The sequence below is a fragment of the Streptomyces sp. NPDC050560 genome (assembly GCF_044457285.1).
In the GTDB taxonomy this organism is placed as follows: domain Bacteria; phylum Actinomycetota; class Actinomycetes; order Streptomycetales; family Streptomycetaceae; genus Streptomyces.
Window position 1 is genome coordinate 243,985 of record NZ_JBITGT010000011.1, and the last position, 14,935, is coordinate 258,919.

A 14,935-nucleotide genomic window follows, 5' to 3' on the forward strand; every position below is an offset into this window, starting at 1 on the left:
ACCCCGCCCCCGACAGGCATACGCATCCCGGCCCCCTCGGAGGCGGCAGGCACGGCGTTCCCCGCAGAGGCGCCAGGCACCGTGCTCCCCGCGGGGAGCGACGGGCACGGCTTTCCCCACAGGAGCGGCAGACACCGCCCCCCGGCGGGAGCCGCAGGTGCGGCTTTCCCCGCGGAAGCGGCCGGTGTCGGTCCTGGGACCAGTGGGCCCTGGATACGGGGTGCGGATGGGGTGAAGCTGGAGGGTGTGGACCGACTCGACCGACCCGAACTGGCCGACTTCCTGCGCCGCGGCCGCGCCCGGCTGAACCCCGTGGACGTGGGTCTCGAACCGGGCTCGCGGCGCCGCACCCCCGGGCTGCGCCGTGAGGAGGTGGCGCGGCTCGCGGGCATGTCGGCGGACTACTACACGCGCCTCGAACAGCGCAGGGGCCCGCGCCCCTCACGCCAGATGCTGCGGGCGCTCGCCCGCGCGCTGCGGCTCACCGGCGACGAGCGCGACCACCTCTTCCACCTCGCGGGCGAGGCGCCGCCGCGCGAGCACCGGGAGCCCGGCCATGTGCGGCCGGGGCTGCTGCTCCTGCTCGACAGGCTGTACGACACCCCGGCCCGGGTGATCACCGACTACGGGGACGTGCTGGCGCAGAACAGGATGGCGGAGCTGCTGAGCGGGCACGCGTACGGGCGCCCCGCAGGCGTGCACAACCTCATACGGGGCTACTTCCTCGACCCCGGGGCCCGGCTGCTGTTCCCCGAGGAGGACCGCGCCGAGCACGCCCGCGCGCATGTGGCGAACCTGCGCGCGGTGGCGGCGGCGCGGCCCGACGATCCCGCCCCCGCCGCGCTGGTGGCGGAACTGCTGGCGACGAGCGGGGAGTTCCGCGCGCTGTGGCGGACCCACGAGGTGGCGCGGCGGCGCGTGGACACCAAGCGGTTCCTGCACCCCGTGGTGGGCCTGCTGGAACTCGACTGCGAGACCTTGGTCGGCTCCGACCCCTGCCAGCACCTGCTGATCCACTCGGCCCGCCCCGGCACCCCGGCCCACGAGGCGCTGGCACTGCTGCGCGTGGTCGGCCACCAGTCGATGACCGCGGATGAGCGCCCTGACGGGCCGCACCGGTAGCCGCCGTGCGGCGCGCTCCCGGCAACACCGCCGGTCGCGCGGCGCCCGCTCTCAGAAGCCCAGTTTCCTGAGCTGCCTCGGGTCGCGCTGCCAGTCCTTGGCGACCTTGACGTGCAGGTCGAGGAAGACCGGGGTGCCGAGCAGCGCCTCGATCTGGCGGCGGGACTTGATGCCGACGTCCTTGAGGCGCTTGCCCTTCGGGCCGATCACGATGCCCTTCTGGCTGGGGCGCTCGATGTAGACGTTGGCGTGGATGTCCAGCAGGGGCTTGTCCGCCGGGCGGTCCTCGCGGGGCAGCATCTCCTCCACCACCACCGCGATCGAGTGCGGCAGCTCGTCCCGCACGCCCTCAAGCGCGGCCTCCCTGATCAGCTCGGCGACCATGATCTGCTCGGGCTCGTCGGTGAGGTCGCCCTCGGGGTAGAGCGCGGGCCCCTCGGGCATGAGCGGCACCAGCAGGTCGGCCAGCAGGCTCACCTGCTCGCCCCGTACCGCGGACACCGGGACGATCTCCGTCCAGGTGATGCCCAGCTCGCTGCCGAGCTGGTCCACCGCGATGAGCTGCTGCGCCAGCGCCTCCTGGGCGACCAGGTCGGTCTTGGTGACCACCGCGATCTTCGGGGTCCTGCGGATGCCGGCCAGCTCCTTGGCGATGTAGCGGTCGCCCGGGCCGATCTTCTGGTCGGCGGGGAGGCAGAAGCCGATGGCGTCCACCTCGGCCCACGTGGCGCGCACGACGTCGTTCAGCCGCTCGCCGAGCAGGGTGCGCGGCTTGTGCAGGCCGGGGGTGTCCACGAGCACCAGTTGGGCGTCGGGGCGGTGCACGATGCCGCGTACGGTGTGGCGGGTGGTCTGGGGGCGGGTCGAGGTGATCGCCACCTTCTGCCCGACCAGAGCGTTCGTCAGGGTGGACTTGCCCGCGTTGGGGCGGCCCACGAAGCAGGCGAAACCGGCCCGGTGGGGCACCTGGGCGGGCTCGGGGGGCTGGGGACTGGCGCTCATGGCGCCCATTGTCCCCGATCCCGGCGGGCCCCTCGCACCACGTCCGCCGCGACGGCGGCGGCGGTCCACGCGGGGCGGCGGGCGCCGCTACGGTTCGGCCGGCAGCGGTGCGCCGCCCGGGGCCGCGCGCCCCGGGCGTGAGCCGTCGGCCGTCTCGGGCAGCAGGGCGCGCAGGGCGGCGCGCTGTGCGGGGCCGACGAACCGGGCGAGGGCGTCGGTGACCGCCTCCGCGAGCGCGTCGGAAGCCTCCGTCAGCAGCCGCCGCGCCCTGTCGGTGAGGGAGACCTCGACGCCGCGCCGGTCGCCGCGCACGGAGCGCCTGGCGACGAGGCCGGAGTGCTGGAGGCAGGCGATCTGGTACGTGAGACGGGTCTTGGGGCGGCCGAGCAGTTCCGCGACGCGGGACATGCGCAGCCCGCCCTCCGGCTCCTCGGCGAGCAGGCACAGCACCAGGAACTCGTCGTGCGAGACGTCGAGCCGCTCCTTCACGACGGAGTGCAGCCGGCGCTCGGCGGCCCCGGTCGCGGCGAGCACGGTCATCCACGCGCGCAACTCCTCCGGGAGCAGTCCGCCGCCCTGCGCCCCGGGGCATTCGGGCAGGTCAGCGGCGTGATCACGGGAGGCGTCCACGGGTTTGAGTCTAACAGCCGGCGTTACGCGCGCCAGAGGTTGTTCAGTTTTGGATTACCCGCTAGCGTGACGTCGTCCCACTCGGCGCCCGACTCGGCGCGGCGGGACACTCAAGGCGATCCGAAGTGGTCGGAAGAGACCCGAGGAAAGGAACACCCCCATGAGCGCCGCCGTGGAAACCGGCCTGTGGCAGCTCGACAGCGGCGCCAGCAGCGTCACTTTCCGCCACAAGACGATGTGGGGCCTGGTCACCGTGAAGGGTGCCTTCACCTCCGTCAGCGGGCAGGGCGAGGTCAGGGCGGACGGGTCGGCCGTGGGCTCCCTGAAGCTTGAGGCCGCCTCGCTCGACACCAAGAACGCCAAGCGCGACACCCATCTGAGGTCGGCCGACTTCTTCGACGCCGACAACCACCCGGGCATCACCTACGACGTCACGGGCGCCGAACTGCGCGACGGCGGCGAGGTGCAGGTCGACGGCGAGCTGACCGTGCGCGGCGCCGCCCGGCCGCTGTCCCTCACCGCGCGCCTCGCCGAGTCGGACGCCGACGCGGTCACGCTGCACACGGAGTTCGAGGTGGACCGCTCCCACTTCGGCATGGGGTGGAACCAGCTCGGCATGATGCGCGGCCTGACCACCGTCACCGCCGCCCTCCGCTTCACCCGCGCGACGTCCTGACCGGGGCGCGCGGGCGTCGGGCGCGGCGCGCCGGGCGCCCCCGCGCGCGGCTAGGAGGAGCGCAGTGTGCCGTCCGGCGCCGCCACCAGGACCGGGGTGTCCTGGCCGCCGAGGTCGCGTACCGCGGCGCGGTCCGCTTCGGGCAGTTCCGGCGCCTCGGTGACGACGGCGGCGGCCTCCAGGGACGTGGCGCCCGAGGCCACCGCCATGGCGACGGCGGTGCGCAGGGCGCTCAGGCTGAGGGAGGGCAGGTCCACGGTGGCGGCGACGTAGGTGCGGCCGGTCTCGTCCCGTACCGCGGCGCCCTCCGGCACGGCGTTGCGGGCCCTGGCGGAGCGGGCCAGGGTGACGATCTTCTTGTCCTCGGGGTCCAGGGCGTCGGTCATGGTCAGAGGATATGGGGTGGCCCCGCGGCGCCCCTGGGCGGTCCCGGGTCGTCGACGGGCCCGTCCCCGGGGCGTTTCCCGGCCCGCGGCACCGGTCTTGTCAGGGCCGGTCGAGGCGCAGCCGCTCGGCGCGCGGCAGCTTCGCCACCACCAGGTCGTACGAGTCCTCGATCAGCTCGCGGACCAGGGTGTCGTCGAGGTCCGCGTCGACGGTAACGGTGTTCCAGTGCCGCTTGTTCAGGTGGTAGCCCGGAACGATGGCGGGGTGTTCCGCGCGCAGCCGGACCGCGTCCTCGGGGTCGCACTTGAGGCTGATCTTCAGCGGCACGGTGTCGAGGCCGCTGAGCGCGAACATCCTGCCCGCGACCTTGAACACGGACGCGTCGGGCCCGAAGGGGAACTCCTCCACTGCGGCGTTGAACGACAGGCAGAACGCGCGCAGCCGTGCCGCGTTCACAGCGCCTCCCCCGGGCTCTGGGCGGCGGGGGCCGCGGCGTCCGTGCTGCCGGGGCCCGCCACCTCGACGGGCTCCACGAGCACCGTCACGATCTTGTTGCGGCGGCCCGCGGCGGACTCGGCGGTCAGCCGCAGCCCGCGGCCGTCGGGCAGGGGTACGACGGCGTGCGCCCCGGCGATGGGGACCCGGCCGAGCGCCTTGGCGAGGAGGCCGCCGACGGTCTCCACGTCCTCGTCGTCGTAGGACTCCAGGCCGTAAAGATCGCCGAGGTCGCCGGTGGCGAGCCGGGCCGTGACCCGGTGGCGGCCCTCGCCCAGGTCCTCGACGGGCGGCAGTTCGCGGTCGTACTCGTCGGTGATCTCGCCGACGATCTCCTCCAGGATGTCCTCGATGGTGACGATGCCCGCGGTGCCGCCGTACTCGTCGATGACGACGGCGACGTGGTTGCGGTCCTGCTGCATCTCGCGCAGCAGGTCCCCGGCGTTCTTGGTGTCGGGCACGAACGCGGCCGGGCGCATCGCGGTGGACACCAGGTCGGACTCGGTGTCCCTGCTGATGTGGGTCTTGCGGGCGAGGTCCTTCAGATACACGATGCCGACGACGTCGTCCTCGCTCTCGCCGGTCACCGGTATGCGGGAGAAGCCGGAGCGCAGCGCGAGGGAGAGCGCCTGGCGGACGGTCTTGTACCGCTCGATGACGACGAGGTCGGTGCGCGGCACCATCACCTCGCGCACCAGGGTGTCGCCGAGTTCGAAGACGGAGTGCACCATGCGGCGCTCCTCGTCCTCGATCAGGGACTCGCTCTCGGCGAGGTCGACGAGGGCGCGCAGTTCGGCCTCGGAGGCGAACGGGCCGCGCCGGAAGCCCTTGCCGGGGGTGAGGGCGTTGCCGATGAGGATGAGCAGCGCGGGCACCGGGCCCATGATCCTGGCGAGCGGCAGCAGGACATAGGCGGCGGCGGTGGCGACGTTCAGCGGGTGCTGGCGGCCGATGGTGCGCGGGGAGACGCCGACGGCCACGTACGAAACAAGAACCATGACGCCGATGGCGACGAGCAGCGCCCCCCAGGTGGTGTCGAACGCCTGGAGGCAGGCGTAGGTGACGAGGGCGGCGGACGCCATCTCGCAGGCCACCCGCACCAGCAGGGCGACGTTGAGGTAGCGGGTGGGGTCGGCGGCGACCTGGGCGAGCTTGGCGCTGCCGCGGCGTCCTGAGCGCACCGCCTCGTCGGCGCGGAAGCTGGACGTCCTGGCGAGGCCCGCCTCGGCGCAGGCGGCGAGCCAGGCGACGACGACCAGCAGGACGGCGCCGACGATCAACTGGGCACTCATGGCGTCAGGCGACGGTCGGCGCCGGTGAGGGGCCCGTGAGGCCCTGCTCGGCGCGCCAGCCGTCGACGATCGCGGACTGGAGGCCGAACATCTCCGCCTTCTCGTCGGCCTGCTCGTGGTCGTAGCCGAGCAGGTGCAGCAGGCCGTGGACGGTGAGGAGTTGCAGTTCCTCGTCCATGGTGTGCCGGGTGGGCGCCTCCTCGGCCTGCCGCTCGGCGACCTCGGGGCAGAGCACGATGTCGCCGAGGAGGCCCTGCGGCGGCTCGTCGTCGTCTTTGCCGGGCGGGCGCAGCTCGTCCATGGGGAACGACATGACGTCGGTCGGACCCGGCAGGTCGAGCCACTGGATGTGGAGCTGCTCCATGGCCGCCGTGTCCACGACGATCACGGACAGCTCGGAGAGGGGGTGGATACGCATCCGGGCGAGGGAGTAGCGGGCGATGTCGAGGAGCGCCCGCTCGTCCACGTCGGTGCCGGATTCGTTGTTGACGTCGATCGCCATGCCTGGTGTCTGGTCACTTTCCGGGAACGTCCCCGCGGGTGCGGGGCCTTCCGCCGGTCCTCGGGGCCGGGGACTCGGCGAGCTGACGGCTGTCGTACTTCTCGTAGGCGTCGACGATACGGCCGACGAGCCGGTGGCGTACGACGTCCTGGGAAGTGAGCCGGGAGAAGTGCACGTCGTCCACGCCGTCGAGGATGTCCTGGACCTGGCGCAGGCCGCTCTTCGTGCCGCTCGGCAGGTCGATCTGGGTGACGTCGCCGGTGATGACGATCTTGGAGTCGAAACCGAGGCGGGTCAGGAACATCTTCATCTGTTCCGGATTCGTGTTCTGGGCCTCGTCCAGGATGATGAAGGCGTCGTTGAGGGTGCGGCCGCGCATGTAGGCGAGGGGGGCGACCTCGATGGTGCCCGCCGCCATCAGCCGGGGGATCGAGTCCGGGTCGAGCATGTCGTGCAGGGCGTCGTAGAGCGGGCGCAGATACGGGTCGATCTTCTCGTAGAGCGTGCCGGGCAGGAAGCCGAGCCGCTCGCCCGCCTCGACCGCGGGCCTGGTGAGGATGATCCGGTTGACCTGCTTGGACTGGAGGGCCTGCACGGCCTTGGCCATGGCGAGGTAGGTCTTGCCGGTGCCCGCGGGGCCGATGCCGAAGACGACGGTGTGCTTGTCGATGGCGTCGACATAGCGCTTCTGGTTGAGCGTCTTGGGGCGGATGGTGCGGCCGCGGGAGGAGAGGATGTTCTGCGTCAGCACCTCGGCGGGGGTCTCGCCGCCCTCGCCCTCGCCGTTCTCGCTCGCCCTGAGCATGGCGATGGAGCGTTCCACTGAGTCCTCCGTCATCGGCTGCCCCGTGCGGAGCACCAGCATCATCTCGTCGAAGAGGCGCTGCACGAGGGCGACCTCGTCGGGGTCGCCCACGGCGCTGATCTCGTTGCCCCGGACGTGGATGTCGGCCGCCGGGAAGGCCCTCTCGATCACACGCAGCAGGGCGTCTCCCGAGCCGAGGACCGTCACCATGGGGTGCGCGGCGGGGACGGTGAAGTGCGCGTGTGCCTGCCCCTTGGCGGGGCCCTGAGCTGTGGATGTCTGCGTCATGGGCTGGCTCTGGGGCCTGCTCGTCCCTCCTCGGTGCGGGTGCGTCGCTGCTGCCCCCAGCGTACGTCGGGGGGCTGACAACACCGAGGTTTTTTCATACCAGCAGTCCGGAGGCGGGGGGCGCGGGGGCCCGGCGCCGCGGGGATACAGCTCGCGCTGCGCGGCACGCACGCATGGGTGGCGGTGGTGATCGGCGGGGTGGTGTACACGGTCGCCTTCACCTCGCTCACGATGTGGCGGCGGCGCGCCACGCGCCATCGGCGGGGGCACGCACCAGGCCGCCTGACGCCGTCCCTGAGCCGCGGGCGGCGCCTGCCGCCATCCCGGCGCGGGCGGTGCCCCCCGCAGCCGCTCGGCCACCCGGCTCCCGCACGGTCCCTTCAGCGCCCGAAGCCGAGCGTCGGGACCGCCCTGCGCAGCGGTCCTGGGCGGAAGCTGGCGGGCAGCAGCCGGTCGAGGAAGGCGTAGCGGGCCAGGGGCTGGTCGTCGTAGCGGTCCGCGTGGCGCCACCAGGCGGCGATCTCGGCCCAGCCGGGCGCGGAGAGGGAGCCGCCGAACTCCTGGACGGAGAGGGCGGCGGTGAGACCGGCGAAGGCGAGCCGGTCGGCGAGCGGCCAGCCGGCGAGGGTGCCGGTGACGAAGCCGGCCATGAAGACGTCTCCCGCGCCGGTCGGGTCCAGCGCCTCCACCTGGATGGCGGGCACCTCGGCGGTCTCCCCGCTGCCGCCGTCCACGGCGTACGCGCCCTCGGCGCCGAGGGTGACCACGGCGACGGGGACCCGCTCCGCGAGGGCGCGGGCGGCGGCGCGCGGGCAGTCGGTGCGGGTGTAGCGCATGGCCTCAGCGGCGTTCGGCAGGAACGCCTCGCAGTGGGCGAGCTGGGCCAGGTCGCCGAGGTCCCAGCGGCCGGTGTCGTCCCAGCCGACGTCGGCGAAGATACGGGTGCCGCGGCGTGCGGCCGCCTCGACCCAGGGGGCGTGGCCGCCGGGCGCGAGGGCGGTGACGGCGGCGCGGGCGTGCGGCGGACGGCGGGGCGCCGGTTCCGGTTCCTCGGGCGGCGGTTCGTGGCCGTGGGAGACCATGGTGCGCTCGCCCTCGTACGCCATCGAGACGGTGACCGGGGAGTGCCAGCCGGGGACGGTGCGCGACGCGGACAGGTCGACGCCCTCGCCGCGCTCCAGCGCGTCCCTGCAATAGTCGCCGTAGTGGTCGTCGCCGAAGGCGGCGGCCAGCGAGGTGCGCAGCCCGAGGCGGGCGAGCGCGGTCGCCATATTGGCCACTCCCCCGGGGCTCGACCCCATGCCGCGGGCCCAGGACTCGGTGCCGCGGACCGGGGCGCTGTCGAGGCCCGTGAAGATGATGTCGAGGAACACGGCGCCGGTCAGATAGACGTCGACGGGGGGATCGTGCGGTGCCCTGACCCCTCCGAGCGGGTCGACCGCGCTCTCGTGTCGGCCGGTTTCCTCGCCCTGAGTGCTCACGCTGCGCTTCCTGTGCGGTACGGATCGAGACCCCGCCGCGGCGGGGGACGGTGTCCGAACCGTACCGGAACGCGGCCTTACCAGCGCGGCATGGCGGGGGCGGTCCAGCCCGGTTCCACGACCCGCATGGCCGCGACGTCGTCGCGTTCGCGCAGGTGGCCGTCGTCGTCGAGCCAGCGGCGGTGCAGGAGGGCGAGCCGGTCGCGGTCGACGGTGACGCCGAGCCCCGGGGCGTCGGAGACGGTGACGCGGCCTTCGGTGAACGTGAGGCGCTCGGTGAGGACGTCCTCGGACTGCCAGGGGTAGTGGGAGTCGCAAGCGTGGTGCAGGTTCGGCACCGTGGCGGCGACGTGGGTCATGGCGGCGAGGCTGATGCCGAGGTGGGTGTTGGAGTGCATGGAGACGCCGACGCCGAAGGTGCGGCAGAGCGCGGCGAGTTGCTGGGTGTGGCGCAGCCCGCCCCAGTAGTGGTGGTCCGAGAGCACGACCTGCACGGCGCCGGTGGTGAACGCCTCGGGGATCTCCGCGAAAGTGGTCACGCACATGTTGGTGGCGAGCGGCACGCCCGTGGCGGCGGCGACCTCGGCCATGGCGGGGGTGCCGAGGGCCGGGTCCTCCAGGTACTCAAGCAGGTCGCCGAGTTCCCCGGCGACCCGGAGGGAGGTGGGCACGGACCAGGCGCCATTGGGGTCGAGCCGCAGCGGCCGCCCGGGGAAGGCTTCGGCCAGCGCCCGGACCGCGGCGATCTCCTGCTCGGGCGGGAAGACGCCGCCCTTGAGCTTGAACGAGCCGAAGCCGTACCGCTCGGCGAACGTGCGGGCCTGCGCGACGATCCCGGCGGGGTCGAGGGCCGCGCCCCAGTCGTCGCGCTGCGCGGGGACGCCCTCGGGGTGCGCGGCCCACTTGTAGAAGAGGTAGGCGCTGTACTCGACGCTGTCGCGGAGCTTGCCGCCGAGCAGGGCGTGCACGGGGAGTCCGAGCGCCTTGCCGAGGGCGTCGAGGCAGGCGACCTCGAAGCCCGACACCACGGAGAGCCGCAGCTTGTCGGCGCTCTGCACGCCGCGCAGCCCGCCGACGTCCACGGCGTCGTCGACGCGCGCGGCGTCCACCGCGACCTCGTCGGCGAGGGGGACGAGCGCGCCGAGGTCGGTGACCCGGCGCCCGGTGAGCTTGGTGGCGTAGGGCCTGGCGAGTTCCAGGTACTTGGTGTCGCCGTAGGTCTCGCCGAAGCCGCTGACGCCGTCCGCGGTGACGACCTCGATGATCAGCCGGGGGGTGTACGGCTGGTGCACGCCCTGGGTGTTGAGGAGCGGGGGGTCCGCCACCAGGATCGGGGTCAGCCGGACTTCGGCGATGGTCAGATCCTGGCCCACGGCCACCCTCCCACGGCTCGTCTATGTATGAAGACCGAGGTTAGATACGCGAACGAACGGCGTCAATGGCGGTCCGGGGCGGGGTGCCGTACGGCGGCAGCGGGCGTCGGCCGGGTCAGGGGGTGCGGCGTCTGGGCAGCGGCACGCGGTCCAGGTCGTCCGCGACGGTCAGCTCGCCGGTGAACCCGGCGGCCCTGGCCTCCCGCCCGTACGCGGACGGGTCGGTGTAGCGCTGGCTGAAGTGCGTCAGCACCAGGTGCCGCACCCCCGCCTCCGCGGCGGCCCGCGCGGCCTGGCCCGCGGTGAGGTGCCCGTACTCCTCGGCGAGCGCGGCGTCCGCGTCGAGGAAGGTGGACTCGATGACCAGCAGGTCGCAGCCGTCCGCGAGCGCGGGCACCGCGTCGCACATCCGGGTGTCCATGACGAACGCGAAGCGCTGCCCCCGCCGCACCTCGCTGACCTCGTCGAGGCGGACCCCGCGCAGCTCCCCCTCGCGCTGGAGCCGCCCGATGTCGGGGCCCGCGATGCCGCGCTCGGCGAGCAGCCGCGGCAGCATGCGGCGCCCGTCGGGCTCGACGAGGCGGTAGCCGAAGGACTCCACCGGGTGCGAGAGCCTGCGGGCGCTCAGCGTGTACGGGGGCCCGGACACCAGGGTGGCGTCGTCCGCCACGGGCGCCTCGGTGATCCGGGCGGTCTCGCGGTAGGCGGTGGCGTGCCTGAGCCGGTCGAAGTAGCGCTGCCCCGAGGCCGGGTAGTGGGCGGTGACCTCGTGCGGGACCCGGTCCAGGTTGATGCGCTGGATCACCCCGGCGAGGCCGAGCGAGTGGTCGCCGTGGAAGTGGGTGACGCAGATGCGGTGCAGGTCGTGCGCGGCGACCCCGGCGCGCAGCAGTTGCCGCTGGCTGCCCTCGCCGGGGTCGAACAGGATGCCCTCGCCGTCCCAGAGCAGGACGTGGCCGTTGTGGTTGCGGCGGCGCGTGGGGACCTGGCTCGCGGTGCCGAGGACCACGAGTTCACGTGCGGACAACGCGGGTCAGCCGGGGGGCCATTGCAGCCCGCGGCCGCCGAGGACGTGCGCGTGGGCGTGGAAGACGGTCTGCCCCGCGCCGCCGCCGGTGTTGAACACGATGCGGTAGCCGGTGGCGTCGACCTTGTCGCCCGCGGCGACCTCGGCGGCCTCCCTGAGCACGTCGGCGGCCACGTCCGGCTCCGCGGCGGCGAGCGACGCGGCGTCCGGGTGGTGCACCTTGGGGATCACGAGGACATGGGTGGGCGCCTGCGGGTTGATGTCACGGAAGGCGACGGTGGTGTCCGTCTCCCTGACGATGGTCGCGGGCACCTCCCCCGCGACGATCTTGCAGAACAGGCAGTCTGCCTGCGGCTCTCCGGCCACGGTGCGCTCTCCTCGCTGGGCCTGGTACGGACGGAACGGGTCGCATCGTATCGGCAGCGCGGCCGCGCCCCCGGCCCGGGCGTGGTGCGCCGGTCCTGGGGCGCGGGCCGCGTCAGATCTCCGGCAGCGGCGGCGGGGTCTTGGCGGGGGTCTGCGCCAGGGCCTCCAGCGCGCCGCGCACGGCCTCGTCGAGCTGGGGGTCGCGGCCCGCCGCGTGGTCCTGCGGGGCCATCACCACCTCGATGTCCGGGTCGACGCCGTGGTTCTCCACGCCCCATCCGGCGCCCTCGAACCAGGACGCGTACTTGGGCTGGGTGACCAGGGTGCCGTCGACGAGCCGGTAGCGGCTGTCGATGCCGATGACGCCGCCCCAGGTGCGGGTGCCGACGACGGTGCCGATGCCGAGCGCCTGGACGGCGGCGTTGATGATGTCGCCGTCGGAGCCGGAGAACTCGTTGGCGACGACGAACAGCGGCCCCCTGGGCGCGTCGTCCGGGTAGCTGCTCGGCGTCATGCCGCGCGGCAGGTCCCAGCCGACGATGCGGCGCGCCAGCTTCTCCACGACGAGCTGCGAGGTGTGGCCGCCGCGGTTCTCCCGCACGTCCACGACCAGGCCCTCCCTGGCCACCTCGACACGCAGGTCACGGTGGATCTGCGCCCATCCGGGGGCCTGCATGTCGGGGACGTGGAGGTAGCCGACGCGGCCGTCAGACAGCTCGTGGACGCGGGCGCGGCGGCCCGCGACCCAGTCGTGGTAGCGCAGCGGCTCCTCGTCGTCGAGCGGTACCACCACGACGTGTCGGAGGTCGCCGCCGCCCGCGGGGGACACGGTCAGCTCGATCGGCTTGCCCGCCGTGCCCACGAGCAGCGGGCCCGGGCCCCTGAGGGACTCGACGGGGCGCCCGGCGACGGCGACGACCGCGTCGCCCGCGCGGACCGCGACGCCGGGCGCGGCCAGCGGGGAGCGGGCGGCGGGGTCGGAGGTCTCCGAGGGCAGCACCCGGTCCACGTGCCACTGCCCGTCCTCGTGCCGGGACAGGTCGGCGCCGAGCAGGCCCTGTCTGGCCCCCGGCGGTGTCCAGCCGCCCGAGGGGCTGACGTAGGCGTGCGAGGTGCCGAGTTCGCCCTGTACCTCCCAGAGCAGGTCGACGAGGTCGTCGTGGGTGGCGAGGCGGTCGAGGACGGGCCGGTAGCGGTCGAGGACGCCGTCCCAGTCGACACCGCCGAGGTCGGCGCGCCAGTAGTTGTCCCGCATCAGCCGCCCGGCCTCCGCGTACATCTGGCGCCACTCGGCGGCCGGGTCGACGGTCTGGCGGACCCGGGCGAGGTCGACGGTGATGTTGGTGTCGCTGTCGTCGTCGTGGGAGGCGCGCCGGTCGCTGGGGACGACCTTCAGCTTGCCGTCGGTCCACAGCAGGACGCGCTTGCCGTCGCCGCTGACCGCGTAGTGGTCGGCGTCGGACGCGAGGTGCTCGACGCGCTGCTGGGCGAGGTCGTAGCGCTCCAGGTCGGACTTGGCGCCCTCGTCGTCGGGGGTGGCGCGGGAGGTGCCGAGGACGCCGCGTACCGGGTGGCGCAGCCACAGCACGCCGTCCTTCGCGGCGCGCAGCGAGCCGTAGCGGCCCGCCTCCACGGGGAACGGCACGATGCGGTCGGCGAGCCCGTCGAGGTCGATCCTGGTCGCGGGGGTGCCCTCGCTGTCGGGGGTCTCGTCCTTGTCCGGGGCCTCGAAGGGGCGGCCGTGCCGCTGCGGTCCGAACGGCGAGGGCGTCGTCGCGGCGAGGGTGATCAGGTACGGGCGGGAGCCGTCGACGAAGGCGAGGTCGAAGACGTGCTCGTCGTAGACGGGGTCGAAGGCGCGCTCCGACAGGAACGCGAGGTGCTTGCCGTCGAGGGTGAACGCGGGCGAGTAATCCCTGAACCGCAGCGGGGTGGCCTCGCTGACGTTGCCCTCGGCGGTTCCGGCGAGCTTGAGCTGCCGCAGCGGCCCTGGTCCCGGGTGGGACCAGGCGAGCCAGGCCGAGTCGGGCGAGAAGACGAGGCCGCTCGCGTCGCCGTGCTCGCTGCGGTCGACCTCGCGCACCTCGCCGCTGTCCCGCTCGACGAGCAGGACGCGGCCGTCGTGCGAGGCGACGGCGGCGCGGGTGCCGTCGGGCGACATGGCGAGGCACAGCACCCGGCCGAGCTGCCCGGCGGCGAGCCTGCGGGGGGTGGCGCCGGGGGCGGGCCCGGTGGCGGGGGCGAACTCCAGGGCGTCGTCGCCGTCGGCGTCGGTGACCCAGACGACGTGCTCCTCGCCGTCGGCGCGGAAGGTGCGGGGCAGCCGGGCGCGCACCCCGGGCTCGGCGGCGAGCGAACGCGCCGGGCCCTCCCTGTGGGTGATCCAGTGCACGGCGCCGCGCACCGAGAGGGCGCTGCCGCGCCCGGTGTGGTCGGGGGCGGCGGCGCCGAACCAGCGGGCCGCGTTCAGCTCGAACGGGTGCAGGTCGGTGCGCTGCCCGCCGAGGCGTACGTCGAGGCGGCGGGGCTCGGCTTCGAGGTCGTCCAGGAGCCAGAGTTCGCCGAGGCAGGCGTAGACGACGCGGGTGCCGTCGGTGGTGGCGTGCCGGGCGTAGAAGCCGTGGCCGTCCTCGGCGCCGAGGCCGACGGGGCTGTGCCTGCGCAGGTCCGTGCCGTCGGGCAGGGAGGAGTAGAGGGCTCCGGCGCCCTCGTGGTCGCAGAGGAAGGCGATGCGGTCGCCGACCCACAGCGGGTCCTCGATGTTGCCGTCGAGGTCGGCGTGGAGGCGGACGAACTCGCCGTCGCCGCCGCGGTCGATCCACAGCTTGCCCGCGGTGCCGCCGCGGTAGCGCTTCCACCAGGCGGCCTCGCGACCCATGGGCGCGGACAGCAGCAGGACGTCTCCCCCGGTGCCCCCTGGCCCGTACGCGACGCCGCCCACGGGTCCATAGGGCAGCGTCTCGGCGGGGCCGCCGTCGAGCGGGACCGCGCGGGCCCAACTGCGGCGCAGCGAGGCTTGCCCGTGGGTGCTGATGGCGAGGACGCGCCCGTCGGGGGTCCAGCCGAGCACGGTGGTGCGGGCGCCCCAGTGGGTGAGCCGGCGGGAGGGGCCGCCGTCGACCGGGGCGGTGTGGATCTCCCTGGCGCCGTCCTTGGTGGAGGTCCACGCCACGGTGGCGCCGTCGGGCGAGATCCTGGGGTGGTCGACCGGCGTGTTGTCCGCGCTGACCCGCCAGGCCCTGCCGCCGTCGAGCGGTGCGAGCCACACGTCGTCCTCTGCGGTGAAGGTGATGAACTCACCGTGAACATGCGGAAACCGTAGGTACCCAGACTCTGTCACGCGATCAGCGTAAGCAGACCGGGGGACCCGGGTCAGCGGTTTGGATCACTTCCGCTGGGTATGGCTCGGGCTCGACGGTCCCGCGCGGGGGCGTGCGGAGCCCGTGGCGCGGTGTTCACGGGCCGTTCCCGCGGGCGCCGGTGGCCCGG

Annotated in this window: 14 protein-coding genes; 2 read left to right on the plus strand and 12 right to left on the minus strand. The window is 73.8% G+C overall.

The window, feature by feature from the left end; translation table 11 throughout:
• Positions 1-246 precede the first annotated feature (246 nt).
• Entirely contained in the window at positions 247-1,122 is an 876-nt protein-coding gene (locus ACIBIW_RS25895) for a helix-turn-helix transcriptional regulator (protein WP_399339418.1), read from the plus strand.
• A 51-nt stretch (positions 1,123-1,173) separates the two neighbouring features.
• On the opposite strand, the gene era is transcribed toward ACIBIW_RS25895, so the two are convergent.
• Together era and ACIBIW_RS25905 are read right to left on the minus strand one after the other, a co-directional pair.
• Positions 1,174-2,124, minus strand: a complete 951-nt coding sequence (gene era / locus ACIBIW_RS25900) for a GTPase Era (RefSeq protein WP_399339419.1) — start codon at positions 2,122-2,124, stop codon at positions 1,174-1,176.
• A gap of 87 nt (positions 2,125-2,211) precedes the next feature.
• Positions 2,212-2,754, minus strand: a complete 543-nt coding sequence (locus ACIBIW_RS25905; protein ID WP_399339420.1) for a MarR family winged helix-turn-helix transcriptional regulator — start codon at positions 2,752-2,754, stop codon at positions 2,212-2,214.
• A 160-nt stretch (positions 2,755-2,914) separates the two neighbouring features.
• On the opposite strand from ACIBIW_RS25905, the gene ACIBIW_RS25910 reads away from it, so the two are divergent.
• Positions 2,915-3,430, plus strand: coding sequence for a YceI family protein (locus tag ACIBIW_RS25910; RefSeq protein ID WP_399339421.1), 516 nt, complete (start codon positions 2,915-2,917; stop codon positions 3,428-3,430).
• 50 nt (positions 3,431-3,480) lie between these two features.
• On the opposite strand, the gene ACIBIW_RS25915 is transcribed toward ACIBIW_RS25910, so the two are convergent.
• The 10 genes from ACIBIW_RS25915 to ACIBIW_RS25960 form a co-directional block, all read right to left on the minus strand.
• Positions 3,481-3,816 carry a cytidine deaminase gene (locus ACIBIW_RS25915; protein ID WP_399339422.1) on the minus strand — a complete coding sequence of 112 codons (336 nt, stop codon included), beginning with the start codon at positions 3,814-3,816 and terminating at the stop codon, positions 3,481-3,483.
• 100 nt (positions 3,817-3,916) lie between these two features.
• Positions 3,917-4,273, minus strand: a complete 357-nt coding sequence (locus ACIBIW_RS25920; RefSeq protein WP_399339423.1) for an MmcQ/YjbR family DNA-binding protein — start codon at positions 4,271-4,273, stop codon at positions 3,917-3,919.
• The gene (locus ACIBIW_RS25925) at positions 4,270-5,604 is read right to left on the minus strand and encodes a hemolysin family protein (protein ID WP_399339424.1); all 1,335 of its coding nucleotides are present in this window, start codon (positions 5,602-5,604) and stop codon (positions 4,270-4,272) included. Before ACIBIW_RS25925 ends, ACIBIW_RS25920 begins: the two co-directional genes overlap by 4 nt.
• 4 nt (positions 5,605-5,608) lie before the next feature.
• On the minus strand, positions 5,609-6,106 hold the full coding sequence (ybeY, locus tag ACIBIW_RS25930; protein ID WP_399339425.1) for an rRNA maturation RNase YbeY: 498 nt from the start codon (positions 6,104-6,106) through the stop codon (positions 5,609-5,611).
• Between the two features lie 13 nt (positions 6,107-6,119).
• A complete protein-coding gene (locus ACIBIW_RS25935) occupies positions 6,120-7,199 on the minus strand; it encodes a PhoH family protein (protein ID WP_399339426.1) in 1,080 nt (359 codons plus the stop codon).
• Positions 7,200-7,579: 380 nt separating this feature from the next.
• Positions 7,580-8,680, minus strand: coding sequence for a PfkB family carbohydrate kinase (locus ACIBIW_RS25940; protein WP_399339427.1), 1,101 nt, complete (start codon positions 8,678-8,680; stop codon positions 7,580-7,582).
• Positions 8,681-8,757: 77 nt separating this feature from the next.
• Positions 8,758-10,053, minus strand: a complete 1,296-nt coding sequence (locus ACIBIW_RS25945; RefSeq protein ID WP_399339428.1) for a glucarate dehydratase family protein — start codon at positions 10,051-10,053, stop codon at positions 8,758-8,760.
• Between the two features lie 115 nt (positions 10,054-10,168).
• A complete protein-coding gene (locus ACIBIW_RS25950; RefSeq protein WP_399339429.1) occupies positions 10,169-11,080 on the minus strand; it encodes a ribonuclease Z in 912 nt (303 codons plus the stop codon).
• 6 nt (positions 11,081-11,086) lie between these two features.
• Complete coding sequence (locus tag ACIBIW_RS25955) at positions 11,087-11,446, minus strand: histidine triad nucleotide-binding protein (protein WP_399339430.1); 360 nt, start codon at positions 11,444-11,446, stop codon at positions 11,087-11,089.
• 112 nt (positions 11,447-11,558) lie between these two features.
• Entirely contained in the window at positions 11,559-14,786 is a 3,228-nt protein-coding gene (locus tag ACIBIW_RS25960; RefSeq protein WP_399339431.1) for a S41 family peptidase, read from the minus strand.
• Between the last annotated feature and the right edge of the window lie 149 nt (positions 14,787-14,935).

Bases quoted from the DNA above. Each gene is read 5' to 3' on its own strand.
- ACIBIW_RS25915 (WP_399339422.1), bottom strand. From the start codon at position 3,816: ATGACCGACGCCCTGGACCCCGAGGACAAGAAGATCGTCACCCTGGCC.
- ybeY (WP_399339425.1), bottom strand. From the start codon at position 6,106: ATGGCGATCGACGTCAACAACGAATCCGGCACCGACGTGGACGAGCGG.
- ACIBIW_RS25935 (WP_399339426.1), bottom strand. From the start codon at position 7,199: ATGACGCAGACATCCACAGCTCAGGGCCCCGCCAAGGGGCAGGCACAC.
- era (WP_399339419.1), bottom strand. From the start codon at position 2,124: ATGAGCGCCAGTCCCCAGCCCCCCGAGCCCGCCCAGGTGCCCCACCGG.
- ACIBIW_RS25925 (WP_399339424.1), bottom strand. From the start codon at position 5,604: ATGAGTGCCCAGTTGATCGTCGGCGCCGTCCTGCTGGTCGTCGTCGCC.
- ACIBIW_RS25910 (WP_399339421.1), top strand. From the start codon at position 2,915: ATGAGCGCCGCCGTGGAAACCGGCCTGTGGCAGCTCGACAGCGGCGCC.